This window comes from Flavobacterium polysaccharolyticum (assembly GCF_038739875.1).
GTDB classification, from domain to species: domain Bacteria; phylum Bacteroidota; class Bacteroidia; order Flavobacteriales; family Flavobacteriaceae; genus Flavobacterium; species Flavobacterium polysaccharolyticum.
Genome location: NZ_JBCGDP010000031.1, coordinates 1 through 26,005, shown reverse-complemented (window position 1 = coordinate 26,005; position 26,005 = coordinate 1). Strand labels below are relative to the sequence as shown.

Genomic DNA, 26,005 nt, shown 5'->3' with positions numbered 1-26,005 from the left:
AATCCCATTAAAAAATTAATCACAAAGGAAAAACGCTTATAAAAGGAAGATTAAAATCCAATTATAAGCGTTTTTTTTATCTAAAAACGAGGTCTATCAAAATTGACGTGGTTTTTCAGTGGCTCTGGTAAAACTATGCTTCTTTTTTTGTTTATCAAAACTAAACGTTCTAGTCTAGCCCCGATGGTAGCGGCATCCTTGCTGTGCGGGGTTCGCACAGCAAGATATAGCGTACAGCGGGACGACTCGTGTGGTACGCAAAAAAACGAGCTGCTCCTAAAAAATAGCAAGCTTACTTTTTGAAAACGAAAATGAATTAACCAAAAATCGAGCTAAGTACTGCGGCTAGTCTAAGTCCGGCATGCAGTAATTGTTTTTTGATGATTGGGGCTTGGGTGTCTACATAGGTTTCGGGAATGACATTGCTTTTGTAATCGTAAATGCTAGGCAAGTAGCTTCGAGATTCTTTGGCCCATTTTACGGTATTGATTTTGCCCAAGCGTTTGATTTGGTGTTTTGAATAGGTGTTGAGCGTCAAGCAATCGTTGAGCGAAATGTTTCTGGCGTTGATGATGCCGCTATCAAAAAAAGAATGCAGGTTGGTGCCTTTTCCGTTGTAGTTTATTTGTTGGGTATTTCCGCCTTTGTCTGTACCAAAACCCACATGCAGCGGTTGATGTAAATCGCCCACCAAGTGAAAAATGATGCAGATTTTCATTTTTGCGTCTTCGTCAGAGAGTTTTTTGTAGTTTTTTAGTTCCTGTATGGTTTGTGTCAATCGGAAAATGATATTGTCTCCTTCGTGGTTGACTACTTTTACGCCTTTGTCAAAATTGACATAATGATAGGGTTTTAGGTAGTCGTAGGAGTGGTCGTCCCGAAGTTCGTCCATCCAATTGGCGGCATCCTGAATTGAGCGACCGTTAAGGTATTTTGTCACTATGGTTTGTACGGAAGGGTCTAAATAGGTAAAGGCAATTTCGGCCACTAAGGCGTGTCCTTTTTTGCCCCAAGCAAAGCTCGATTGCGTGATGAATAAAGCGGCTAATACTAGGAATGTAATGTGTTTTTTCATATATGTAAAATTTATTTTTAAGCGGTCATATACGGTATCGCCTTTTGCTTATTGGTGTTTGTTTACAACAAACCTGTTGTTAATGGCGATTTCATAGGATAAAATAATTGGAGGGCAAAAGTAAGGAATTGAGCCAAGTTTTGACGACATTCCAATGGTTACAAAAGCTAAGATTTAGTTAAGAAATTCGGAACTTTTGATTCGTAAAGCGTATTCTGTGCCCAAATAGCGTGGGTCGCCGTGTTTTTCAGACCAAAAACCATCCAAAATATCTTTGGTAATGCATTGATAAACCGCAACACCTTTGTAGGTGATTTTGTCATCTCCCTTATATTTGAAATTAAGCACTAAAATATTGTTTTTGAAAAATCCAGAACCGGTTTGCACTTGTTCATCGTTAATCAACCAATGGGCTTGAATGCGGTCATACTCGTCAAGTGTTAGTGTTAAAATACCTTGATAAGTAATAGTATTGTTCGCTTCTTGATTGCTTCCTGTAATGGAGTAGGTTCCGATTAAATCTTGTGGTGTCATTTATTATTTAAAGTTATAGTCTTTGTATTTACTGGTTTAAATAGTGTACATAAGGAGTACGATCTTTATCAAAAGTTAGTTTATTAAAATGCTAAACTAAAAGATTTCTTAGCAAGTCCAAAAGCCTGTCTAAGTTTTGTTTTTGAGATTTATTATTTAAAAATTTTGAGCGAAACAAGACAAATTTTATAGAATAGTGGCACTATTATACAAAATTTAACGTAGTTGTAAACGAAAATCATCATAACCGTCTCTCCCAAAAAGCCGCTGTTTTCCACCTGGTTTCCGCTTGATAAAAAATACTTTTGTGCTTTAGGTAATGGTGCCAAATATGCTCAGTTTGTTCTGTATGTGTTTTTTGAAGTGTTTCAGTAAACCCATATTGTAATAGTAAAGCTTGTAGTTGCATGGCACTAGCCATTGCATTGTACATACCTTGAGAAGATAATGGGTCAAAACTTAGTGCTGCATCGCCTATAGCAACCCATTGTTGCCCAGAAACTTGCTTTAATTTAGTGGAATTAGCCGCAACCGTACCTTTAAAAGCAATAGCATTTTCATGTTCACTTAATAAAGACAAAATAACAGGATTTTCTTTTGCCAATTGCAAAAATGAGGCAGTTGTTTTTAATTCATTTTTTGGCACTAAATCAGCATCGGTATGAAAAGCCACCACCCGTTTGTCATTAGGAATGACAGCACTGTACCACCACCCGTTTTCACTGGCAGAAATGGTACTCATGGTATTTGTTCTGCTGTTAGGCAAAGTAACCCAGCAAGCAAGCAATTGATCTTCCACTTGTCGTTTAATACCCAAACTCTTTGCAAAATGTGATTGACGCCCACTAGCATCGATGACAAAAGATGCAGAAATCGTTGAAATAGATAAAGAGGTATCACTAGCTCTTAATTGCAGCTGCCAACGAGAATTTTCATAAGAACTACTATGCAGTTTAGAACCCCATAAACAATGAGCTCCACGTGCTTCGGCAGTCTTTCTCAGATAGGTTTCAAAAGCTTGGCGGTCCAAATTTTTAACAAAACCATCAGGATTTCTTAAATCGTCTACAAGATGTACTTGATTGCTTCCCCAATAGGACTGCATACCTACACTTTTCCGGTACAAAGTGCCTACTTGGTTTTCCAAACCCTCCAATACATCCAATTGTTTTAGAATGCGTTGCGAAGCAGGAGCTAATGATTCTCCAATGCGCTCAGTAGGTTCATGAAGTTTATCTACTAATGTTACCTGATAGCTATCTATCAAAGAAATGGCGGCAATGCAACCTGCAATGCCACCACCTATTATTACTATATCTGTTTTTTCTGTTACCAAATCTAATGTTTTTTTGGAATAAAACGCTGGAAACGAACCAACTGTTCAGGAACACCAACCTCTTTTCGAGCTTGTCTGGAATGAGGAACAGTTCTTGTTTTAGTGAATTTATGTGCTTTAGAAGCTAATAAATCAATTAGTTTTTTAACTTCGCTCGTTAGAACTTCATTCTTAATCAGTTCGTCCTGAATCAATTCTAACAATTGCTTGCGAGTATTTTCTATTACAATTTGTTCAGTAAACAAACCTTCCTTAGACAAATGTTCCAAAGTAGTATGTAATAAAGATTCTTCTTTCTTGTCCAACTGTTTATTGTCCTTTAAGATTTTTCTTAATCGGACTTCTACCTCTTGTAACAACAGTTGGTTTTGTTCTTCATTTGGAATTACACCAATCTGCATTTCTGGTGGAAAATTAGGATTATCAGGCACACCTGGACGCGGCTGGACAATTGCTAACTTGTCAAAATACTTCACCATTGCATTGATCTGATTGGTTTGTGTTGGTGCCTCTCCATCTAAAGGCAGATCATCCAGCCAAAAATAACGATATGCAAAAGCTTCTCTACGGGTTTCTTCTGCTAAGCGAGGATCTAAAGTTTCTTTGTAACGTTCCTCACTCAAAATATTATTAGGAACTCTGGCAGGCCAAAATGTTGGTAAGTAAGGATCGTATGCCGTCGTATAACCATCTCGGCAGCTTGCCGTATCAGTTTGCCAGGGAATAGCCATCCATCTCGTCACACCACCTGGCACCTGACCACCTAATAAAGGACCAGCTGGTAAAGTCAAGACATCACTATTCATAGTAGACCCATAGTAATGATAATCGGTTTTTGGTGTTTTAGGAGCGTGCTTCAATCGGAAAGGAGCCATGTACATCCCAGAAGTTCGCATAGGCCAAGTCATTTCACAACCCGGATGAAAAGCATCTGCCAAGCAGAAATCCATGGCCGCCTTGGTTAGTATATCGGGTTGTTCGGCAATAGGATAATCATCAATTTTTTTAACAGGGGGGATATAAGGACAGCCTGTTGTATCTACAAAATCGGCATCAAAATCACCTTTTACCCATTGGTCTAAAAACTCCAATTGCAAATGCGATAAGGTGGAATGTTGACGCACTGAACCTTGTGAAGGAATGGCAACTGCATCACCATATAGCCAAGGCCATAACTGTGGAGCTTCAGCACCAGATTGATCAAACCTACGGAAATTATTGGAAATAGTACGACGCATTTCTAAGTTGGCAGAAGAAGGATCATTTAGTTTTTTTACCCATGCTAAACTGGTATAATTAAATTGTCCACCCCATCCAAAAGCAGCAGCAAATCCAGCATTTACCCATTGTAAATTGGTCATTCTTTCAAAAATAGGCAAGATGTCTTTACAGAAAGAAGGTCTTGCTGGTCTTACTAACATTCCTGATTCTACAGCAACACTACGCATTAAATCCCACATAGTACGAACCGATTTTTGCATAGGGGCATAATCAGGTGGTGCGCAAATCACCCAGGCAGGATCTACATTGAGAGCTACTCCTTCATATTCTACTGTTGCGGTAACAGGACCATCTGACATATCATCATACCAACCTTCGTTATTGGCAAAAGTAATGGCTCTGTCACCATTGATATTTTTCGATTTACCATGACCTCCCAGCATCACTAAGCGCCCTTTTTCGTCGGTATGCATTTCTCCTAAATAAACCGATTCGCCCATAAACTTCCCTGTGAATTTTTTCCCTTCAGTGACATTAGGTTTTGAAATGCTTTCTCTTCCACCATCAATCAATAACTGACTCCGGTCTTTTACATCAATATTTCTTAGTAAGGAAGGTGGAACATTAGGATCGGATGCATCCGGAATATCTAAGGCAATTTGGAATTGATACCAAGATGATTTTTGATTGGCCAAATGCGAGTGCCAAGTAATTTTAGCATTATCCATAGTCAACTCCTTAATTGCTTTTCCAGCAGCATTGAAACCATAAATGCGAAACTGTGCGGCCTGACGTTTTATCGCTCCGGTTTTATCGCGATACGCATAAACATCCTCTTTTGCTTCTGGTTCGTCTACTAAAGGACCTATAAAATACTCTTCTTCACTATTTCCCACACGCATCACGCCAATAGGAGGATAAATACCAGCTCGAACAATACAAGTACTATCCTCGTCTGTATTGCCTCTAAAATGTGGATTTATTTCTTTAGGTTCCTGTAGCTGTTGTCCATTGGCCTGATGTCTGGCTTCAGCACTGGCAGCATAAACTGTTTTGCGAGCCTCTGCAATTGAACCTAAAGGTTTATGAGCTTCTAAAGTCCTCCAAATATTGAATGAAAGATTACTTCCAAATTCAGACTGACCAATCGCAGTTACATCTTGTTGGGGTAAATGTAACTTAGCAATACAGATGTATGGACTTTCCTCTGTACTCCAAACTACCTGTGCATCGTTAAGAGGCATGGTTGCTTCGTTTGTACGTAATTGGATTTCAAATCTGAAAGTAGCAGCTCCATTACGTAAGCGTTTTTCTAAATCCAGTCGTAAATAATTATCATCATCAAAAGGAGCTCCTTTATAGGTGTCATCTGGAACCAAACGGTATTTTACAATTTGATTTTCTCCCAATTGAAAAGGTAAAATAGCCCAATAGCTAGTACTTAACACACTTGCTTCTTCTTTCTGCATCGCTTGTAAAATACTAGCTAATTCAGTATGTTTGTTGATATACGTATCATAATCCCTATCAATAACACCAGCAGTAGTAAACGTACACATTTGCTGTGCATCACGGGCAAAAAAGCGATCGATATTCTGAAAAATGAAATCGGCAGTAGGGCCTTCTCCAAAAAGCTTTGGTCCTTCCACTCCAAACAATTTCAAACCCACACCAATAGTAGAATGTAAGTCAGGTGAAGTAGTTCCTGTATCACTAGAGAAACGAATAGCACAATCATAAAGAGAGCCAGCAAAAATACCTTTTTTGAATTTTTCAGGAATATCCTCATTGATTACGAATTGTCCATAAGTGATACCATGTTGCTTTCTAAAAACAGCACGTTCGGCTGGGTTTTGCCCTTTTTCAATTCGGGTTTTTTGACCCATTTCTACAAACATCTCTTTAAGACGTTGTGTCACAATTTCAGTACTGCCACTACTATCCCAACATTTTACGTTGTTTGCAGTAGGTTTTTCAATGATTCGTTTTTTGTTGTCCATATTTAGTAATTATTTGGTTTGTTACACTATTTAGCGGTAAGTCGCATATATTATCTGATGCTATCACAGTCAAAATAGCACAATAGTTAGCTTCTATTTGGTAGTAGATCCTTACAAATCTAAAATTTATCCTGAAAACGAGTATAGGTAGTTTTACCTGTTCTTAGCAAATTATTCACATCATGCTGAAATAGAATTAATATATGGCTTTCTTTGAATAAGATTATATTTGTTGTTTTCCTTTTTCTCATCATTAATCTATCTTTAAATAAAGCTAAATAAATAGAAAGTAAAATCCCAATTAAAATGCAATTTTATAACATTTTAATTGGGACGCTTTGTTTTAGTTTGTGATGTTTTGTTAAACCTATTTCCCGATACAGAAATTAGCAAATATATTTCCTAGCAATTCATCATTCGTAACTTGACCTGTGATGAGTCCGAATTGATACAAGGCTTCACGAATATCCAACGCCATAAGATCACTGGACAGGTTGGTTTCTAGCCCAAATTTCACTTTCTGAATTTCTTCTAGAGCTTTAAGTAAAGAGTCGTAATGTCTTGTGTTCGTTATTATTGTCTCGTTATTTCTTAGCGCTCCAGTGTTTACGAACGAAAGTAATTGATTCTTTAAATTCTCGATACCTTCTTTATTTTTAGCGGAAATTAAAAGGATATTTGGAATTTGGTTTTGAATGTTTTGAATTTCATTTTCGGATAATAAATCTTTTTTATTCATGATCACCACCAAAGGTTTTAACGGATACTGATTTTTTATTTTTTCAAGTTCCAATTTCACGTTATCCAAAGTTCCTCCTTTGGGAGTTAGGGGGCTTAAATAAATGACTACTTGCGCTTGTTCAATTTTTTCAAAAGTTTTTTGAATGCCAATGCTTTCAACATAATCTTTGGTTTCGCGAATTCCAGCCGTATCAATAAATCGGAAGCCAATGCCACCAATCACCAATTCGTCTTCAATGGTATCACGAGTGGTACCCGCAATTTCCGAAACAATGGCTCTTTCTTCGTTTAGCAAAGCATTTAATAAGGTCGATTTTCCAACATTCGGTTCACCTACAATGGCCACTGGAATTCCGTTTTTAATAACATTTCCTACTGCAAAAGAATCAATCAAACGTTTCAATACAAATTCAATTCGGTTGACCAATTCGTGAAATTGAGTTCTGTCTGCAAATTCTACATCTTCTTCTGCAAAATCCAATTCCAATTCGATTAAGGATGCAAAATTCAATAGCTCTTCTCTTAATTTGGCAATTTCGTTCGAGAAACCTCCACGCATTTGCTGCATCGCAATTTGATGACTCGCTTCGTTGTCAGAAGAAATCAAATCGGCAACGGCTTCGGCTTGGGATAAATCTAGTTTTCCATTTAAAAATGCTCTTAGCGTAAATTCACCGGCATCAGCCATTCTGCAACCTTTACGCAATAACAATTGAATAATTTGTTGTTGAATATACGTAGAACCGTGACAGGAAATCTCAATTGTATTTTCTCCAGTATAAGAATTAGGCCCTTTAAAAATCGAAACCAATACTTGGTCCAAGGTCTTCTCTCCATCCATAATATGTCCCAAATGCAGCGTATGTGTTTTTTGGGTAGTCAAGTCTTTGTTTTTGATAGAACGAAAAATAGAATGACCAATTTGAATGGCATCTTGACCAGAAATACGAATGATGGCAATGGCTCCAGCACCTGAAGGAGTAGCTAAAGCAACTATAGAATCGTTTGGAATCATGTGAGTTGTCTATTTGCATGCAAAAGTAAGCAAAAGTATTGGCTTTGCAATTACTACTGACAAGCCTTGGTACTTGTTAGTGAAGTATTATCTTATAGTTAAATATATGGTAAACTGACAAATATCAGTCGACTTCGCCTAAACATTTCTTAAATTTAAACAACATTTAAAAAGTAATTTCTAAAACTGTATTTACTATGAAAAAGATATTATTTCCAACAGATTTCTCAGAAGTGGCTACGAATGCATTTGTTCATGCCCTGCATTTGGCTGATGTAGTCGATGGAGAATTAGTATTATTACATACTTTTCAGCTCCCAATAGTAGACAGTCAGTTCACGCCAGACAACTATTATATGATTTACGAATCACTACAGTTGGCAGAATTTGATGCGTTCAAAGACGAAATTCCAAAGCTGAGAGCTATAGCTGAAAAAGAAGGTTTGGCAAAAGTTAAAATCACCCATCGTTTGATGGATGGCGATTTAGTTACCACTATTCAAAATGCCATTAAAGAAGAAAATATCAATTTTGTGGTCATGGGAACCGCTGGAGCTACGGGTTGGGAAACCTTCTTTGTGGGTACCAATACAGGTTCTGTGTTGTCCGCTGTTTCAGTTCCGGTGCTGAGTGTTCCCGTCACGGCTACTTATCATAAAATAAAAACCATTGGTTTCACGACTAAGTTTAGAGAAAAAGATAAAAAAGCCTTAGAATTAGTTTGCAGTATTGCCAAAAAAACTAAAGCACAAGTAAAATGTTTGTACGTAAAAACCAATCAATCTGATGTGAAACCAGAAACCATCAAAGAATGGGAAACTCATTTCGCCAACGAACCAGTACAGTTTACGATTCTTCCGCTTGAGGATGTGCAAGGCACCATCATTGATTTTGTGTCTCAAAAAAGTATCGATGTTCTGGCCATGGTGACCTACAAACGCAACTTTTTTGTCGAATTATTTAGTCCAAGTCTCACCCGAAAATTTTCCGATTATTCCGAGATTCCAATTTTGGCATTACAAAGCGACACGACTTTAGCCTAATAAACAAACAAAAGTATAGTTAAGAGAAAGTATTTTAATTTGGGCGTGCCCCTCCCGAAAAAGGTCGGGTCGGGCTTTACGTTCCCGCTTTTTTTTATCCCTTGAAAAAAAGGGATAAAAAAAGAGCTCCACTTCAATCCCTCACGCATAGCAAGTCGTATTTTGTTGGCCACGAATTCATAAATTCATAAAGTTTTAATCTATGATAATTTGTGCAATTTGTGTTTTGTTTATTTCTTCTCCAATACTTTTGAAAACACTTATATTTGCTTTTCATATTACAATAAACCGATGGAAATCTACATACAAAAAAAAGAAATTTATGAAGCTCAAGTAAAACAACTACAACAACACTACAATCGTATCAGTCTTGGGCGTTTAGCATCAGTCTTGGTATTGATTTTGGCTATTTATGGGTATCAAAAAAACGATAGCAGCCTCTTAGTCGTTTTAGGTGTTTTGGCTGTTGCAGCTTTTTTTGTTTTAATGCGTTGGCATACTCGGGTGGCGTACCAGAAGAAAATTGCTCAAGCTTTAGTAGCAATAAATGCTGATGAAATTGATTTTTTAGCACGCAAAAACATTCCTTTTGAAGACGGCATCGAGTACAATGATTTTCATCATCCGTATGCTTATGATTTGGATATTTTTGGTCAACAGTCTTTATTTCAAAGTCTGAATCGTACTGGAACTTTCATGGGAAAAAAAATCTTAGCTTCTCATCTGTTAACAGCAAATTCGGCTACAGCGATTGAGCAAATTCAGGAAGCGACAAAAGAGTTGCGCGAAAAAGTAGATTGGCGTCAAAGTTTTTTGGCCACAGCAAGAGTAGGGCAAGACAATAAATACAGTTATACACGATTATTGCAATGGTGCAGTTTTAATACAAAGGAAGTTTCTAAAGTTGTAACCGTGTTATCGTATGGTTTACCCATAGTTTTGATTGGATTCGTAATGGGTTACCTAGTTACTTTTAACCCTATTTGGCTGAAGTATTTTTCCTTTTTATTTGTGGTGAACTTAGTACTTTCTGGCAGCTATGTGAAAAGAATCATGGCTGAAAACGCACATTCTTCTGAAATCAATACAATGTTAGATAATTATAGTCAGCTTTTCTTGAAAATTGAAAATGAGGATTTTAGCGCTGTTAAATGCAAACAGTTGCAAGAGGCTTTGATGGTGGATGGGGTTCAAGTTAGTACTAAAATAAAGACCTTATCCTCAATTTTTTCGAAGTTAGATAGTACCAACAATTTGATAGTGTCAGTTCTTTTTAATGGATTATTTCTTTTTAACATTCATATCTTAAAGGCATGCTTGCAGTGGAAAAAAGAACATGCTACGAATCTTGAAAACGATTTGAATGTAATTGGTGAGTTTGAAATGCTCAATAGTCTAGCTAATTTTTCCTTCAATAATCCTGATTTTGCTTTTCCAATATTGAATGAAGAGTATAAAATTGCTTTCGAAAGTCTGAGCCATCCGCTATTGAATCCGAAAACTAGAGTAGGGAATACAATAGCTTTTCATCCACAATCCTTTATAATTTTGACAGGCTCTAACATGTCGGGTAAAAGTACTTTTTTGCGAAGCTTGGGAGTCAATATGGTTTTGGCTGGAATGGGAGCGCCTGTTTGTGCTATACAAGCGAATGTGCATCCTTTACCGGTGTTGGTATCGATGCGATTATCGGATTCGTTATCGGACAGTGAATCCTACTTTTTTGCCGAAATTAAGCGACTCAAACAAATTATGGATGGCTTGGACGAAAGTCCTGCCTTTGTTTTATTGGATGAAATTTTACGTGGTACGAATTCCGATGACAAGCGCAGCGGAACGATTGAGGTGGTCAAAAAAGTAATTGCAAAGAAAGCGATTGGAGCAATTGCGACCCACGATATTGAAGTGTGTTTGACTACCAACGAATTTCCTCAAATTTTAACGAATAAATGTTTCGAAGTCGAAATTAAAGACGACGAATTGCATTTCGATTACCAATTGCGAGAAGGCATTTGCCAAAACAAGAGTGCTACCTTTTTGATGAAAAAGATGGGTGTCATCTAGTCCTCAGTTCCTTCCGTAGGAACGATTTATATTGTAGCAACGGATTTTAATCCGTTGGTTTATAGTTTTAGTTTTTTTGAAGAGCGGGCAAAGAAGAATAATTTTGCCTTTTAGCCCCGATCGTAGTGGAAATCCTTTGTTGCCGGGGTTCGGCAATAAAGATTGAAGCGAAGAGCGGGACGATGCTTGTAGAAAATCCCGTTCTTTCTGCTCCAAAAAAAAAAATCCGTAAAACTGGTTAGGAGTTACGGATTCAAGAAATAGTATTGGTTTTGGTTAGTTTAAAATGGTGTTGATTAGCTATTAAGCATTACTGGCATTACAAGCATAGTAACGGTTTCGCCTTCTTCTAAGCCATCTACTGGAGTTAAAATCCCAGCGCGGTTTGGTAAAGACATTTCAAGCATAATCATATCTGATTGAAGATTGGTCAACATTTCAGTTAAGAATCGAGAGTTGTATCCAATTTGCATATCGTCTCCTTGGTAATCACAAGTCAAACGCTCTTCAGCTTTGTTGGAGTAATCAATATCTTCTGCGGATACGTTTAATTCGGCACCAGCAATTTTCAAACGAATTTGGTGAGTTGTTTTGTTAGAAAAGATAGCCACACGACGCACTGAACTTAAGAACAAAGTACGATCGATGATTAACTTGTTTGGGTTCTCTTTTGGAATAACCGCTTCGTAATTTGGGTATTTTCCGTCGATTAAACGACACATCAAAATGTAATTGTCAAAAGAAAAAGTGGCATTGCTATCATTGTATTCAATTTTAACTTCAGCATCTGAAGCAGAAAGAATACTTTTTAAAATAGTCAATGGTTTTTTTGGCATAATAAAATCAGCTACTTCAGAAGCGGTAACGTCTGTACGAGCATATTTTACTAGCTTATGGGCATCTGTTGCTACAAAAATTAATCCTTGTGGTGAGAACTGAAAAAATACTCCCGACATTACTGGACGTAAATCATCGTTACCTGCTGCAAAAATAGTTTTACTTATAGCTGTTGCTAGAACATCAGCAGGAACAAGGGTTACTGAAGGTTCGTCAAGACTAACAGCTTTTGGGAATTCATCACCAGGCGCATAAGCCAAGGCATATTTTCCAGAATTAGAACTAATTTCTATAGTGCTATTTTCTTCTACAGTAAATGTTAAAGGTTGTTCTGGGAACGTTTTTAAAATTTCTAAAAGTAATTTAGCTGGTACTGCAACACTTCCTTTACTGGTGGAATCAATTGCTAATGAAGCAGACATGGTAGTTTCTAAATCAGAAGCTGAAACCGTCAATTGGTTATTGTCTAATTCAAATAAAAAGTTGTCTAAAATAGGTAAGGTATTGCTACTATTGATTACACTACCTAATACTTGCAATTGTTTTAATAAGTACGAACTCGATACTATAAATTTCATCTGTATTGTTTTATTTTTTTTGGATTCTATAATAACTAGGCTAGAATACCTGATTACAAATATATCTTAAACTAGTTTACATTTTTAATTTTTTTATTAACACTTAACGGGCATATTTGCGTTTACGAAGATAGGTAAATAGTACCCCGAAAACTACTAAAATTAGAATTGGAAGCCCGATAGTTAGGACTTGGATGTAAGTGTAATTGGCATATACTTTTTCTTTATCCAATAAGGGAAGATCTAAATCTTTGCTTCTAATGTTAATAAGTCCACTATCATCTAACAAGTAATTTACACTATTCATCAGAAAATCTTTGTTATCGTAGAGATTTCCTGAGCGTTGATCGTAGCCTAGCTCTACAGGTAGTTGGTTTTTATCCAGTTGGTTGCGAAGGATGTCACCGTCTGAGATTACAATCATTTTGGTAGGTTGGCTAGTGGATTGAAAATTAGCTTGTTCAAAGGCTTTTATTCGATTCTCGAAAGCAGAATGAAAAGAGCCTTCTAATAAAACAGCCATCGGAATCCCACCAGTATTGGGATAGTCAGCAGGGCTAGTGCTTTCGGAAACCATTGATAAGTTAATGGCCGTTGGAGTTCCTATACGTTTAGAATAGGGAGACGATTGCAATAAAACCGTTTTTTTGATTTTGTTTTTGAGCGTGTCAATAGAATTCGCAAAATCAAATTTGATACCGCCTAAGTTTTTTACAATGGGATGCTTGCTCGTTGGAGTAACCAATGGTGCATATTTCCAGTTGAATTGTTGAAAACGGGTAGCACTACCAGGTTCTCCAGAAGCCAATTGTATCGGGCTACCTTGCTCGTCTTTTACCAAATCTGGGTTAATACGAACACCATATTTAAAGAATAAGTCATTTACATTCAAGTCTCTTGGATAGGCAAGACTCGCTCCAGATGGATTGTATAAACTATCCATTTCTGCAACAACCTGATCTACCAACCAAATCGTTTTTCCGCCATTCATTAGGTACTGATCTAAAACTTGTTTTTCACTTTCGCTAAAAGCTTCTGATGGCTTTGCAATTACGGCTAAATCATATTCTTTTAATGCTTGTAAACTTCCCTCAGGATTCTTTGCTACTGAGTCAAGTGTAAATGGAGCAATAAAATAACTGTCTCTTACTTGTAACAAAAATTTAGCAATAAAGGCTTCTTTTAATTCTCCATTTCCTTTGATAATGGCAACTTTTTTCTGTTTGGCTTTGGTAATTTTATTGAAAGCATCCGAAAAGGAATATTCTAAATGCTGAACCGAACCTATTACTTTTTGAGTAGTAGAGGTTCCCATTTGGTTTTTAAGTAATGGAATCGAAACTTCTTTATTGTCATAAGTAGCAATAGCCCATGGAAAAACTAAGGCTTGGGATTGTTTTCCTTTATCGTCAACAGTGATGTTAATAGGAGTTAATCCTTTTCGGTACAAATCTTTAATCAGATCCATACTTTCTTCTTGATTTTCCATAGGATCAACAAATTCAAACACAATATTGCTGTTGTAAGCTTGAAATTCTTCTAGAATTTGCTTGGTTTCTTGTTGCAAACGCTTGAATTCTGCGGGTAAATCTCCTTGCATGTACACTTTTACTGCCAAAGGATTTTGAACTTCTTTGAGGATGTGTAATGAAGTAGCTGAAAGGGTGTATCTTTTGTCTTTGGTTAAATCAAAACGATAAAAGAAAAAATAGCCAATTACCTGTAAAACTAGTAATACCACAACAATATACAGAAGCTGAGTAAGATTGTTTTTTTTAGAGTTCTTCATTACGCTTTAAAAGATTTTAAGTTAAAAACAGTAAAGGATAAAAATAAAATAGTAAGGCTGACAAAATAAAGAATGTCACGAGTATCCAAAACGCCACGACTCATACTCTTAAAGTGATCTTGCATACCAAAAAATGTGATGTAAGAACTCCATCCGTTAAAAACACTGGCCAATCCATCAAAACCAAAATAAAACACAAAACTCAAAAATACGGCGATAATAAACGCTACAATTTGGTTTTCAGAAAGTGTGGAAGTAAAAATACCAATTGAGGTATAGCCGCCAATCAAGAAAAGTAGTCCAAAATAGGAACCAATGGTACTTCCCATATCAATATTGCCTTCTGGGAATCCTAAACTCGAGATGATATAAACATAGAGCAAGGTGGGAAAAATCGCAAGTACAATCAAAAGTACCGCTCCAAAAAATTTACCGCTTGCAATTTCCCAAATGCTCAAGGGCTTGGTCAATAACAATTCTAAGGTACCTTGTTTTTTTTCATCCGAAAAACTGCGCATAGTTACTGCTGGAATCAAAAAAAGTAGAATCCATGGAGATACTGTAAAAAAAGGTGTCATATCTGCAAAGCCGGAATTGAGAATGTTATAATCTCCTTCAAATACCCAAAGGAATAAACCATTAATGAGTAAAAATAAGGCAATGACCAAATAGCCCACAGGGGAGCCAAAAAAGGATTTTATTTCTCTAATTACGATTGATTTCATTTTTTAAATTTTTTATTACAAGAGGTTAACGGTGTAAGTATTTATTGCGGTTGATATAAACCAGCAAATTTAAGCTAAACTTACTATTTTATCTACACTCCAAGCCTCGGGTTTGGCGTTGAATAATTTTTTGGTAAAAGTCCAAACCTCATTAAATAAAGCCGATTGTCTATAGTTTTCTAAGTCGGCCTCTGATTCCCAATAACTATAAGTGAAAAACACATTTTCATCGGATTTGTCTTGATATAATTCTAATAAACGGTTGCCAGGCGCATTTCGAATTTGGTGCTTCATTACTTCAAAATTGGACAAAAAAGCTACTCTGTGCTCTGGATGAAAACTCAATTTTACGATTCGTACAAACATGTAGATTTTATATATTTAAAATGTATTAATTTCTTTGAAAAACTTACTTTAAGAAAACTTGATGGTTATGGTGTCTCTATAATTTAAACCCAATAAACTATGTGCTGATCCAACTTTTGAGGGATTACTGCGATAAATAGCAATTTCTAAATAACCTGCTTCGTTAAAGAGCGCCAGTTTTTCTCCTTCATAGTATTTGATTGGATATTTATCAGAAACGGCGATTGCCGAATAATTAGGTACAATTGTTTTGATGCTTTTGGTTTTTAAAATAATCTCGAAGGCTCTTCCTTTGGCGGCTTCTGTGAATTGAGTTTTGGTAATATTGCTCACCACATTACCAAAATGATCTATGTACATAACAGAACCTGATAATTGTGAGCCTTGATCATTTAGGGTCACTTGCATTTCGGTCACCTCTTTAATGGATTGTATTTCTTTTCCAATCACATTTAGTAGTCCTCCGCTAGCCAAATGACAGCCAACTTGAACAAATACATCCAAATCTGATGCGCCATGATGCAAACGGTCATGGATGTTGATAGCGACTATTTTTTGAGGTACTATTTTTTGACATAACATGCTCAAAATACCATTGTCGGATGCAATGAAGTAATGATCGTTCCATTGCATAGCAATATGTTGATTCTCTTTGTTCAATTCGATATCTACACCAATTAAATGAACGGTTCCTTTCGGGAAACTGCCGTAAGCTGCACTCAAGATGTAACTAGCCTCCACAATATTGAATGGGTCAATTTCGTGAGATATATCGACTATAGTAAGGTTTGGATTTGTCGTTAATATCTTACCCTTAAGAGCGCCTACAAAGTAGTCTTTTAAGCCGTAATCGGTAGTAAGAGTAATTATTGACATAATTTTGTTTATAACTATTTCGGGAATTTTAAACCTATTTTGCTTAAATTTGAGATATGCAAAGCTACTAATTTCAGCTATTATTTTTAATTAAAAAAATACTCCATTTTGAACGAAAGAACCATCGAGCTTGTTGATATTGCTCCAAAAGACTTTTGGGGCGCTCAAGATACTCATCTTGAAATGATTAAAAAATATTATCCCAAGCTTAAAATTGTGGCTCGAGGGTCTACCTTAAAAGCTTTTGGAGAAAAAGAAGTTTTAGATGAATTTGAAAAGCAATTCCATCGACTTATGTTGCATTTTACCAGATATAACAACATCGATTTGAATGTAATTGAAAGAGTCATTATGAATGACGCTCAAGACAATCGCAAAATGGCTGATTACGACAAGATTTTAGTGCATGGAGTAGGAGGAAAGATTATCAAAGCCATGACGCCAAACCAACAATTGTTGGTAGATACGTTGAATAAAAACGATATGGTGTTTGCTGTTGGACCTGCTGGAACAGGAAAAACCTATACGGGTGTCGCAATGGCTGTAAAGGCACTAAAAGAAAAGCAAGTCAAAAAAATCATATTGACAAGACCTGCTGTAGAAGCTGGAGAAAATTTAGGTTTTTTACCAGGTGACATGAAAGAAAAGCTAGATCCGTACATGCAACCTTTATATGATGCGTTACGTGATATGTTACCTAATGAAAAATTAGAAGACTATATTACCAAAGGGATTATCCAAATTGCTCCTTTGGCATTCATGAGAGGTCGAACCTTAGATCACGCTTTTGTTATTTTGGATGAAGCACAAAACACCACTCATTCACAAATGAAAATGTTCCTCACACGTATGGGAAAATGTGCCAAATTCATGATTACAGGCGACCCAGGACAGGTGGATCTACCAAGACGAACCATCTCAGGACTTAAAGAAGCCTTGTTGGTTTTGAAAGATATAGAAGGCATTGGAATTATTTATTTAGATGATAAAGATATTGTTCGTCATCGTTTGGTTAAAAAAGTAATTGATGCTTACAAGCAGATTGAAAATAATGATTATTAGCTTTTAAATTTAGTTAGACAAGCGAAAAGAATAAGCCCGTTTCATGCTTTTCTTTTCGCTTTGTTATTTATTCAAAAAAAAGGAAGTAGAGGGATTTATAATGAAGAATACACACTCAAACATCAAAGTAATCGTCTCGGATTTAGACGGTACCTTACTCAATTCAAATCACCAAATCACACCAGAGACCAAAGCCGTATTCCATCAATTGTATCAAAATGGTTATACCATTATCATTGCAACAGGGAGACATCATATAGATGCTCAGGCAATTATCAAAGGATTAGATATTCCTTTGTATTTAGTGACTTCAAATGGTGCAAGGATTCATTCCCCAAATCAGGAGCTTTTGTTTGCTTATGATATTAAGAGTGAGATTGTTGCTTCTGTTTTTCAATTGGATATTGACCCCACTATTACTACGGTACTTTTTAAAGAAGAAGTTTGGCTAACATCCAAAACGAATAAGAAAATCAATAGTTTTCAGCGGGATTTATCCTATCCGCCTGAAGTAGTCGATTTTAGTACTCTAAGAGATTATAGTGCTATAAAACTATTTTTTACTCATGATAGCCATGAAGTGTTACAAGATTTGAAAGATCAAATTCTGGAGACTCATTCGGACTATCTTTGTCATGCTTTCAGTTTGCCTTTTTGCTTGGAGTTTATGGATAAGTCGGTAGACAAAAGTGTCGCCATTGGAAGAATACTACATAAAGAAGGTTTTACATTTGAGAACACCATTGCTTTTGGAGATGGATTTAATGACGAAAAAATGTTAGATGCTGTAGCCAAAGGATTGATCATGCAAAATGCTCCCGATACTTTAAAAAACAAACTGAAACATTTGGAAGTGATAGCTTCTAATAATGACAATGCGGTAGCAGATTATATCGCTCAAAATATTTTAAGATAGTTTTACTCTTTTTTTAAACCTAATTCAAGAATTTAATTCATACCAACAATAAATAGTTTAATACAATTCAGAATGATAAAAAACACACTAGTAGCTTTTGGTTTATTTGCCACTTTTTTTGTTCAAGCTCAACAGCTTAAATTAGAAGAAATCATGAAAGGAAATGATTTCATTGGTTGGCAACCCGAAAATCCACGTTGGTCTTTAGATGGGCAAAAAGTATTTTTTGAATGGAATCCCAACAAAGAATGGGGAGCAAGTACTTATTTCTGGCAAAAAGGAGCCACAGCACCAAAACTAGCCACACCCGAAGAAGCTGCTTTTTCGCGATATAATATCAAAATCAACAAGAATGGTACTATTGGATATTATAGCAATAAAGGCGCTATTTTTTCCTATGTGATAAAAGATAAAGTGACCAAAAAACTATATGCTAGTACTGCTTCAATTGCTAATTTAGAACTAGGAAGCAAGGAGGGTGTTTTGTTTTTTGAACAAAATGATAATCTGATGCAGTTCGATACCAAAGCAGGAACATTACTTCAGTTGACTAACTTCAAAAAAGGAATTTCAAAACCTAAAAAAGAGGAGGAAAAATCATTTTTAAAAACACAACAAGCAGAACTTTTTCAATTCATTAGAGATCAAGAAGCCAAAAAGAAATGGAATGCAGATCGAGCTAAGGCTATTAAATCTGATTTTCCTAAAGAATATTGGTACGGAGAAGATGATTTAGGAGCTTTCAAAATGAGCCCTGATGGTAGGTTTGCAACTTTTAGACTGACGCAAGAAGCTAAAAATAAAAGTGAAAAAATGGAAGTTTTTATCACTGCTGACGGATATAATCAATCACCAGATACCAAAGAGAAAGTGTCTGTCAAAAACTTAGTAAATTCTAGAATGGGAATTTATAATGTGGCAAAAGACACAATATATATGATTAGTTTTTCAAAATTATCACATATCAAGGAGCAACCAGAATATTATGCATTGTATGATAATCTAAAAAAGAAAGAGAAAGAAGATAAATTAATTATTGCTCAAGATCCAGTGTATAATGAAACGGGTTCTTTGGCTGTGGTAGAAATCAGAAGTCAAGATAACAAAGATCGTTGGTTAGTAAATCTTAATTTAGCAAACGGAACTTTCGAAGAGATAGATCATCAACATGACGTGGCTTGGATTGGTGGTCCTGGAATTCCTTCTTATTCATTTGGCTCTGGGAATTTAGGGTTCTTGTATGATAATGAAACTGTTTATTTTCAATCAGAGGCTACAGGTTTTTCTCATTTGTATACCTATAATTTAAAAACAAAAAAGAAAACGCAATTGACTAGCGGTAAATGGGAAGTTCGTGACGTAACCTTATCAAAAGATAAAAAAATATTCTACCTATCAACCAATACCACGCATCCTGGAAATCGTGAGTTTTATAAATTGAATGTTAATGATACGGTTCTACAACCAATACTGACTGCCGATGGAGCCCATGAAGTAAGTATGTCTCCAGATGAAGCTACCTTATTGGTTCGTTATTCTTATAAAGATAAACCATGGGAATTGTATGTAGCTTCTAATGTGAAAAACGCAAAGCTTAGTGCTATTACAAGCTCAACATCCGAAGCTTTCAAAAGCTACAAGTGGAGAAAACCGGAAGTGATAACCTATAAAGCACAAGATGGTACTTCCGTTTACGCAAGATTGTACCAACCTGAAGTGGCTAAAGCCAATACCGCTGCGGTAATTTTTGTGCATGGCGCGGGATATTTACAAAACGCACACAACTATTGGAGTAATTATCATAGGGAATACATGTTTCATAATTTGTTGACCGATTTAGGTTACACTGTTTTGGATATTGACTACAGAGGTAGTGATGGGTATGGAAGAGATGTAAGAACAGGTATTTATCGTTTTATGGGAGGAAAAGACCTTTCAGATCATGTGGATGGAAAAAAAGTATTGGTAGACAAATACGGAATTGATCCGAATAGAGTAGGGATTTATGGCGGATCCTATGGTGGATTTATTACTTTGATGGCGATGCTAACGACTCCAAAAGAGTTTGCTTCGGGAGCAGCCTTACGTTCGGTAACCGATTGGGCACATTATAATCATGGTTATACAGGTAATATTTTAAATTTCCCTGAAACTGATCCTGTTGCTTTTCAAAAAAGTTCCCCAATTTATTATGCAGATAAGTTAGAAGGTAATTTATTAATGCTGCATGGAATGGTAGATGACAATGTAGAATACAAAGATATCGTTCGTATTTCTCAACGATTTATCGAACTAGGAAAGAAAAACTGGAGTTTAGCTTCTTTCCCAGTGGAAGCCCATGGTTTTAGAGAAACCTATTCATGGGTAGATGAATACAGCAGAATTCTACAATTGTTCGAATCAACTATCGGAAAAAAAGAGAGTAAGTAAATTATACCAACGCTTTTCTTTGCTTGCTCCTAGAAATAGTTTTAAATTTGCGTTCTTAAAAAAACACACAACATACAACACAATGAGTACAACGATTACGACTACCAATTTTAATTTTCCGAATCAAAAATCCGTGTATCGCGGTAAAGTTCGTGAAGTGTATAATATCAATGATGATCTATTAGTAATGGTCGCTACCGATAGATTATCAGCTTTTGATGTAGTTTTACCCAAAGGCATTCCATACAAAGGGCAAATTCTAAATCAAATTGCAACCAAGTTTATGGAATTGACTAAAGACATTGTGCCTAATTGGTTAGTAGCAACGCCAGATCCGAGTGTGGCGGTGGGGCATTTGTGTACTCCTTTCAAAGTAGAAATGGTGATTCGTGGATATCTTTCGGGACATGCGGCTCGTGAATATGCTGCTGGCAAAAGAACACTTTGCGGAGTAGCAATGCCTGAAGGCTTAAAGGAAAATGATAAATTTCCAGAGCCAATTATTACACCTACCACCAAAGCAGATAACGGTGAGCACGATGCTGATATTTCAAGAGAAGCTATTTTATCAAACGGTATCGTGACTGAGGAAGATTATGTAGTACTTGAAAAGTATACTCGTGCTTTGTTCCAAAGAGGTACTGAAATTGCCGAAAGTCGAGGTTTGATTTTGGTAGATACTAAATATGAGTTTGGTAAAACCAAAGAGGGACAAATCGTTTTAATTGATGAAATTCATACCCCAGATTCTTCTCGTTATTTTTATTCAGAAGGCTATCAAGAGCGTCAGGATAAAGGAGAAGAGCAAAAGCAGTTGTCGAAAGAGTTTGTGCGTCGTTGGTTGATTGAAAATGGATTTCAAGGCAAAGAAGGACAGCAAATTCCTGAAATGACAGATGAATATATTGAATCAGTTTCTGATCGTTACATCGAATTGTATGAAAATATTATTGGTGAAAAGTTCGTAAAAGCTGATATTACAAATATTAACGAACGTATTGAAAACAATGTTTTGAACTATTTGAAACAGTAAAATAGGACTTAATACTATATATACAAGCCCCATGCTTTAGAAGTGTGGGGCTTTTTTGTTTTTAATTTTTATTAAAGTCCTTGTTTTTAAGGGTTTGTGATTTGATAATGTTAATAATTTGTTAAAAATAGGTACTATGCAAAACAAGATACTGTTTAAAAGATATATATTTGCATAGGATATTATTATTTAAAACAACAAATCAAAAAACTAAAAAAATAAAAATCATGAAAGCATCAATCATTTACACAGTAGCAGCATCAGTAGTATTAATTTCAACTTTAGAAACTCGTTTGGAAAAAAATAATTTTGGTAAAGTTAGAAGTAGACAAACCATCAGAATAAATTCAATTTCCAAATCAAATGAAAACCAAAAAGCAATAGCAGATTTTACAAAAGTTCAATTGGCTAAAACAAGTTTTGATAGCAAAAAGAAAGGTACTTTAGTAATTGCAAAACCAGAACTTGTTTTAGAAGAAACACCTACTGTTTTTACTTTGGTTCCAACAACTGAAAAAAAATGGTCTTTTGAAAGTGCTATCATTGAAGAAAATGAAAATGAAGAAACGCTAACTTTAGATGATAATGGAATCAACACTTTTTTAGCTACAGAAGAAGCAATTGAAGTACCTGTTTTATCCAATAAAGAGATTTCTTTTGAAGCTGTTGTATGTCAAGAGAACGCAATCATCGAAGAAACCGAAGAGAGTGAAATAAAAGCATTAGATTTTAATTGGATCAATACCTTAACAATGTATGATGAAGTTATTGTTTTACCATCTAGAACTACTGTCAACAATACCTTGGATTTTAGTGTAGTAGGGGAGGATAGTGCTTTATCAGAACTCTCCCTAGACTTTAATTGGATTGAAACTTTACAAATGTTTGACGAACCAATCGTGACTCCTCCGCATCTTTTAACTGAAGAGAGTTTTGCAATAACAGATTACTTAAATAATACCATTATTGAATCAAATCAATAAGTTGAAAAGCAAAATAAAAGTTAATTTATTTAACGTGATGTAACATTAACCATTGGGTAACGTCTATAGTTGTAGGTTGGTTTAATTTAGTGTTATTTAAAAAATCAGATATTTAAATAACAAGTTAATTATTAGTTAATAAATAGTACCTTGTAATACATGTATATGAAAAAAGCTTACTTTTGAATAGAATTTTAATCATCAATCAATAATCAAAAATCACAATCATCATGAAAAAATCAATCATTTACTTAGGATTAGTAGTAGTATTATCAAGTTTTGCAACAACAGTTGAAGCTGCAAACCTTAGACCAGTAGCAACACTTGAAAACAAAGTTCAAAATTATGGAGAAGCAACACCTTTGCACGTAGCAATCTATAAAGGGGATTTGGAATTCATCAAAAAATTAATCGAATTTGGAGCTGATGTCAATGAAAAATCATATGGCTTAACACCTTTAATGATTGCAGCACGCTACAACAAAGTCGAAATCATGAAATTGCTAATTGCCAAAGGAGCAAAAGTGGAAGAAAAAACAAGTTTTGGTGCTGATGCTTTAAAATATGCACAATTATCGAATGCTAAAGAAGCTTATGTTTTTCTTCAATTGAATAAAGAAAATGCCTTGGCTCAGCGTTAATAGCATCAATCATCAATCAAAAAAGAAGCGGTCTCATCGAGGCCGCTTCTTTGCGTTTACTTATAATCTATAGTTTTAACCGATTACACTTGCAACCAGAAAAAGAACGATTAAAACAATGACTACTACTTTTAAGTATTTTGAGTTTCTCATGATTTGTTTTTTAAGATTCCAAAAATATATATTCTTTTTGATTTTCAGCTATTCTTCTATATTATTTAACGAATCGGAATTGGAAATACAGGCAAGCTAGCATGTCCTAAAGCATCTACAGACTGTACGGCAAAGAAGTAATTGTCCTTTGAGTAGGGAATTTCTATTTTGTTGTCTTTTGTGAAAACTACTTTTTGCCAATGGGAAGCACTCGTTTCTCTTATTAAGATGTTGTATCCAAAAACAGGTTTTCCTTGGGGAACTTGCCAAACTAGTACGGATGAATTGGTTAATTCTTTAACTTCAATTCCGACGTTTTCTGGTGCTTTTGGAGACCAAGCTAAATTGCTGAAAGTAGACAAATTAGAGCAGCTTACTTTATGCATGTATTCAAAGTCCATGAACTCAGGTAAATCGCCATATTGAATGTTGTTTTCTTTACGAACGTTTTGATGTTGATGATCATAATTCTCATTCATTTCACAAAAACGTATGGCAGTAAATCCATTTTGGCTAAAGGGAGTATGATCTCCACCTCTTAAAAAACGATCGTTTCTGTACACCAATTGAATGTCTAATTGAGGCACATATTGTTGGGTCACTGTTTTGATATAACGAGCCAATTGTCGGGAAGGACTATCGTTGTCGCGATTTGTGGCTTTTCTCATTTTGGCTTCAGCCTCCGTTTCGGTATAAGGAATCGTTTCGCTAAATACGCGCACTTGGGTATTGTCGCGCAGTTGGGTGCCGCTTGATAAACTATTGCCAATCATATCATTATTAAGCATGGCAATTAGGTTCCATTTTTGTTCTTTGGCTATATCGGCCAAATGTTTCGCCCCATACAATCCTTGTTCTTCACCCACTACGGCTACAAATATGAGGGTAAACGGAAATTCTCTTTGACTCATGATTCTGGCTAATTCCATCACACAAGCTACTCCCGAACCATCATCATTGGCTCCTGGTGCATCCGATTTGGCATCCATTACATCTGAAGCACGAGAATCCAAATGACCACTGATAATTAGAACACGATCATCCGTTGGGTCTGTTCCTTTTAACGTTGCCATTACGTTGCCTAGTTCGCTATCCACAGCGATTCTTTTGCCATCGGCTTTGATAGTGAAATAGTCAATTTTAGAGGTCAATCGTCCATTGGAAGCCAATGCGTATTTGTCAAATTCTGATTTCACCCAGCGCTGAGCAGCACCTATTCCGTGGGTGTTACTTTTAGTATCACTTAAAGTATGACGCGTACCAAAAGAAACTAATTTTTTTACAATCGATTCAAGATTTTCGGTTTTGACTTCATTCACCATTTTGAAGATTTCTGGGTCGGAAGTTGTGATTTGAGAGTGTAAATTTGGAACTACAAAGAGTAGTAAAAAGAGTTGAAAAAGTACAGTTGGTTTCATTGGAGTTAGTTTGATTTCTTCAAATTTAAACAAATAAAAAACTTTTTACTCTTTTGATGTTGAGATTAACACTTGTACAACTGTGAACTTCACAAGATACATCGAAGAATCTCAACGCTTAGCTCTAGAATAAAGTAAAGTCTTCGTACCTTTGCGCTTTAGAAATGATAAGAAAAATGATTCAAATAGGAAAATACAATACCCTAACCATTTTAAGAGATACCAAAGTAGGTTTGTTTTTAGGTAATCCAGAACAAGATCCAGAAGGTATACACGATATTCTTTTACCTAACAAATATGTTCCAAACGAATTTGAAATTGGAGAGGAATTGATTGTTTTTGTGTATTTAGACCATGAGCAACGACCTGTTGCTACCACTTTAGAACCTTATATTTTATTGAATGAATTTGCTTTGTTAAGAGTAAACTACATCAACCAAGTAGGAGCTTTTATGGATTGGGGAATGGAAAAAGATATTTTGGTTCCTTTCAAAGAGCAAGCGCGTCCTATGGAAAAAGGAAAGCGCTATTTGGTGTATTTGTACATGGATGAAAAAACGAATCGTTTGGTTGCTTCTAGTAAAACCAATCAGTTTTTGAGTAATGATGTGCTTACAGTTGAAAAAGGAGAGGAAGTAGATTTAATCGTTTCGCATATTACCGAGATTGGGATTAACGTAATCATCAACGAAAAACATAAAGGATTACTGTACAAAGATGAAGTCTATGATGATTCGATTCGTACCGGTGATAGAATGCGAGGATATATTAAAAATATTCGTCCTGATAATAAAATAGATGTGGCTTTACAAATTCAAGGGTATCAAAATATTGAACCTAATGCTGAAAAGATTTTAAATGAATTAAGAGCAAGTCGCGGTTTCTTACGTTTAAATGATAATTCTCATCCCGAAGACATCAAAACTGTTTTGAAGATGAGTAAAAAAACATTCAAAAAAGCCATTGGTGCTTTGTACAGAGATAAAGTAATTGAGATTAAAGAAGACGGGATTTATTTGATTCAAGAATAATTTTAATCAGCATTGTCTAGTCCTGAAAAAGTGATACAGGATTAATAAAAAATTAAATTACAATTTTAGACAGTAGCAAGCTCAGGTTTGCTACTGTTTTTTGTTTTATAGGTTCTCATTTTAATTTTGTTTTGGTGA

General features: G+C 35.7%; 20 protein-coding genes. 9 read left to right on the top strand and 11 right to left on the bottom strand.

Translation table 11 applies throughout. The features are described from left to right. Window positions 1–316 precede the first annotated feature (316 nt). The 5 genes from WFZ86_RS19195 to mnmE form a co-directional block, all read right to left on the bottom strand. Window positions 317–1,075, bottom strand: a complete 759-nt coding sequence (locus tag WFZ86_RS19195; protein ID WP_342693444.1) for a S1/P1 nuclease — start codon at window positions 1,073–1,075, stop codon at window positions 317–319. A gap of 174 nt (window positions 1,076–1,249) precedes the next feature. Further along, entirely contained in the window at window positions 1,250–1,609 is a 360-nt protein-coding gene (locus WFZ86_RS19190) for a hypothetical protein (RefSeq protein ID WP_342693443.1), read from the bottom strand. Between the two features lie 241 nt (window positions 1,610–1,850). Beyond that, window positions 1,851–2,945 carry an NAD(P)/FAD-dependent oxidoreductase gene (locus WFZ86_RS19185; RefSeq protein WP_342693442.1) on the bottom strand — a complete coding sequence of 365 codons (1,095 nt, stop codon included), beginning with the start codon at window positions 2,943–2,945 and terminating at the stop codon, window positions 1,851–1,853. Window positions 2,946–2,947: 2 nt separating this feature from the next. Next, a complete protein-coding gene (locus tag WFZ86_RS19180; protein ID WP_342693441.1) occupies window positions 2,948–6,166 on the bottom strand; it encodes a LodA/GoxA family CTQ-dependent oxidase in 3,219 nt (1,072 codons plus the stop codon). A 367-nt stretch (window positions 6,167–6,533) separates the two neighbouring features. Continuing rightward, window positions 6,534–7,922 carry a tRNA uridine-5-carboxymethylaminomethyl(34) synthesis GTPase MnmE gene (gene mnmE / locus WFZ86_RS19175; RefSeq protein ID WP_342693440.1) on the bottom strand — a complete coding sequence of 463 codons (1,389 nt, stop codon included), beginning with the start codon at window positions 7,920–7,922 and terminating at the stop codon, window positions 6,534–6,536. A gap of 197 nt (window positions 7,923–8,119) precedes the next feature. On the opposite strand from mnmE, the gene WFZ86_RS19170 reads away from it, so the two are divergent. Together WFZ86_RS19170 and WFZ86_RS19165 are read left to right on the top strand one after the other, a co-directional pair. Then, window positions 8,120–8,965 carry a universal stress protein gene (locus WFZ86_RS19170; RefSeq protein ID WP_342693439.1) on the top strand — a complete coding sequence of 282 codons (846 nt, stop codon included), beginning with the start codon at window positions 8,120–8,122 and terminating at the stop codon, window positions 8,963–8,965. A 291-nt stretch (window positions 8,966–9,256) separates the two neighbouring features. Continuing rightward, window positions 9,257–11,029: a MutS-related protein gene (locus tag WFZ86_RS19165; protein ID WP_342693438.1), complete on the top strand. Its 1,773-nt coding sequence runs from the start codon at window positions 9,257–9,259 to the stop codon at window positions 11,027–11,029. A gap of 296 nt (window positions 11,030–11,325) precedes the next feature. Here WFZ86_RS19165 and dnaN read toward each other — a convergent pair whose 3' ends face one another. From dnaN to WFZ86_RS19140, 5 genes are all read right to left on the bottom strand, one after another. Continuing rightward, window positions 11,326–12,444 (bottom strand): DNA polymerase III subunit beta, encoded by a 1,119-nt coding sequence (gene dnaN / locus WFZ86_RS19160; RefSeq protein WP_342693437.1) that lies wholly within the window; start codon window positions 12,442–12,444, stop codon window positions 11,326–11,328. Window positions 12,445–12,547: 103 nt separating this feature from the next. Next, the gene (gene gldG, locus WFZ86_RS19155) at window positions 12,548–14,233 is read right to left on the bottom strand and encodes a gliding motility-associated ABC transporter substrate-binding protein GldG (RefSeq protein ID WP_342693436.1); all 1,686 of its coding nucleotides are present in this window, start codon (window positions 14,231–14,233) and stop codon (window positions 12,548–12,550) included. Further along, window positions 14,233–14,958, bottom strand: a complete 726-nt coding sequence (gene gldF, locus WFZ86_RS19150; RefSeq protein ID WP_342693435.1) for a gliding motility-associated ABC transporter permease subunit GldF — start codon at window positions 14,956–14,958, stop codon at window positions 14,233–14,235. Before gldF ends, gldG begins: the two co-directional genes overlap by 1 nt. 69 nt (window positions 14,959–15,027) lie before the next feature. Continuing rightward, the gene (locus WFZ86_RS19145) at window positions 15,028–15,324 is read right to left on the bottom strand and encodes a putative quinol monooxygenase (protein ID WP_342693434.1); all 297 of its coding nucleotides are present in this window, start codon (window positions 15,322–15,324) and stop codon (window positions 15,028–15,030) included. Between the two features lie 48 nt (window positions 15,325–15,372). After that, a complete protein-coding gene (locus WFZ86_RS19140; RefSeq protein WP_342693433.1) occupies window positions 15,373–16,200 on the bottom strand; it encodes an SAM hydrolase/SAM-dependent halogenase family protein in 828 nt (275 codons plus the stop codon). Between the two features lie 108 nt (window positions 16,201–16,308). Between WFZ86_RS19140 and WFZ86_RS19135 the strand changes: the two genes are divergently transcribed. The 6 genes from WFZ86_RS19135 (at window position 16,309) to WFZ86_RS19110 (ending at window position 23,265) form a co-directional block, all read left to right on the top strand. Then, window positions 16,309–17,262, top strand: a complete 954-nt coding sequence (locus tag WFZ86_RS19135; RefSeq protein ID WP_342693432.1) for a PhoH family protein — start codon at window positions 16,309–16,311, stop codon at window positions 17,260–17,262. A 100-nt stretch (window positions 17,263–17,362) separates the two neighbouring features. Beyond that, on the top strand, window positions 17,363–18,178 hold the full coding sequence (locus tag WFZ86_RS19130) for a Cof-type HAD-IIB family hydrolase (RefSeq protein ID WP_342693431.1): 816 nt from the start codon (window positions 17,363–17,365) through the stop codon (window positions 18,176–18,178). Between the two features lie 72 nt (window positions 18,179–18,250). After that, entirely contained in the window at window positions 18,251–20,608 is a 2,358-nt protein-coding gene (locus tag WFZ86_RS19125; protein ID WP_342693430.1) for a S9 family peptidase, read from the top strand. Between the two features lie 82 nt (window positions 20,609–20,690). Continuing rightward, entirely contained in the window at window positions 20,691–21,641 is a 951-nt protein-coding gene (locus WFZ86_RS19120) for a phosphoribosylaminoimidazolesuccinocarboxamide synthase (RefSeq protein ID WP_342693429.1), read from the top strand. Between the two features lie 227 nt (window positions 21,642–21,868). Beyond that, window positions 21,869–22,624, top strand: a complete 756-nt coding sequence (locus WFZ86_RS19115) for a hypothetical protein (protein ID WP_342693428.1) — start codon at window positions 21,869–21,871, stop codon at window positions 22,622–22,624. 230 nt (window positions 22,625–22,854) lie between these two features. Then, window positions 22,855–23,265 (top strand): ankyrin repeat domain-containing protein, encoded by a 411-nt coding sequence (locus tag WFZ86_RS19110; RefSeq protein ID WP_342693427.1) that lies wholly within the window; start codon window positions 22,855–22,857, stop codon window positions 23,263–23,265. 218 nt (window positions 23,266–23,483) lie between these two features. On the opposite strand, the gene WFZ86_RS19105 is transcribed toward WFZ86_RS19110, so the two are convergent. Continuing rightward, the gene (locus WFZ86_RS19105; protein WP_342693426.1) at window positions 23,484–24,836 is read right to left on the bottom strand and encodes a M28 family metallopeptidase; all 1,353 of its coding nucleotides are present in this window, start codon (window positions 24,834–24,836) and stop codon (window positions 23,484–23,486) included. 176 nt (window positions 24,837–25,012) lie between these two features. On the opposite strand from WFZ86_RS19105, the gene WFZ86_RS19100 reads away from it, so the two are divergent. Beyond that, on the top strand, window positions 25,013–25,867 hold the full coding sequence (locus WFZ86_RS19100; protein WP_342693425.1) for a CvfB family protein: 855 nt from the start codon (window positions 25,013–25,015) through the stop codon (window positions 25,865–25,867). The last annotated feature ends 138 nt before the right edge of the window (window positions 25,868–26,005 follow it).

What these genes read in the sequence shown, in the direction of transcription:
- WFZ86_RS19195 (WP_342693444.1), bottom strand. Translation starts at nt 1,075, where the DNA reads ATGAAAAAACACATTACATTCCTAGTATTAGCCGCTTTATTCATCACG.
- WFZ86_RS19190 (WP_342693443.1), bottom strand. Translation starts at nt 1,609, where the DNA reads ATGACACCACAAGATTTAATCGGAACCTACTCCATTACAGGAAGCAAT.
- WFZ86_RS19180 (WP_342693441.1), bottom strand. Translation starts at nt 6,166, where the DNA reads ATGGACAACAAAAAACGAATCATTGAAAAACCTACTGCAAACAACGTA.
- mnmE (WP_342693440.1), bottom strand. Translation starts at nt 7,922, where the DNA reads ATGATTCCAAACGATTCTATAGTTGCTTTAGCTACTCCTTCAGGTGCT.
- WFZ86_RS19170 (WP_342693439.1), top strand. Translation starts at nt 8,120, where the DNA reads ATGAAAAAGATATTATTTCCAACAGATTTCTCAGAAGTGGCTACGAAT.
- WFZ86_RS19165 (WP_342693438.1), top strand. Translation starts at nt 9,257, where the DNA reads ATGGAAATCTACATACAAAAAAAAGAAATTTATGAAGCTCAAGTAAAA.
- dnaN (WP_342693437.1), bottom strand. Translation starts at nt 12,444, where the DNA reads ATGAAATTTATAGTATCGAGTTCGTACTTATTAAAACAATTGCAAGTA.
- gldG (WP_342693436.1), bottom strand. Translation starts at nt 14,233, where the DNA reads ATGAAGAACTCTAAAAAAAACAATCTTACTCAGCTTCTGTATATTGTT.
- gldF (WP_342693435.1), bottom strand. Translation starts at nt 14,958, where the DNA reads ATGAAATCAATCGTAATTAGAGAAATAAAATCCTTTTTTGGCTCCCCT.
- WFZ86_RS19145 (WP_342693434.1), bottom strand. Translation starts at nt 15,324, where the DNA reads ATGTTTGTACGAATCGTAAAATTGAGTTTTCATCCAGAGCACAGAGTA.
- WFZ86_RS19140 (WP_342693433.1), bottom strand. Translation starts at nt 16,200, where the DNA reads ATGTCAATAATTACTCTTACTACCGATTACGGCTTAAAAGACTACTTT.
- WFZ86_RS19130 (WP_342693431.1), top strand. Translation starts at nt 17,363, where the DNA reads ATGAAGAATACACACTCAAACATCAAAGTAATCGTCTCGGATTTAGAC.
- WFZ86_RS19125 (WP_342693430.1), top strand. Translation starts at nt 18,251, where the DNA reads ATGATAAAAAACACACTAGTAGCTTTTGGTTTATTTGCCACTTTTTTT.
- WFZ86_RS19120 (WP_342693429.1), top strand. Translation starts at nt 20,691, where the DNA reads ATGAGTACAACGATTACGACTACCAATTTTAATTTTCCGAATCAAAAA.
- WFZ86_RS19115 (WP_342693428.1), top strand. Translation starts at nt 21,869, where the DNA reads ATGAAAGCATCAATCATTTACACAGTAGCAGCATCAGTAGTATTAATT.
- WFZ86_RS19110 (WP_342693427.1), top strand. Translation starts at nt 22,855, where the DNA reads ATGAAAAAATCAATCATTTACTTAGGATTAGTAGTAGTATTATCAAGT.
- WFZ86_RS19105 (WP_342693426.1), bottom strand. Translation starts at nt 24,836, where the DNA reads ATGAAACCAACTGTACTTTTTCAACTCTTTTTACTACTCTTTGTAGTT.
- WFZ86_RS19100 (WP_342693425.1), top strand. Translation starts at nt 25,013, where the DNA reads ATGATTCAAATAGGAAAATACAATACCCTAACCATTTTAAGAGATACC.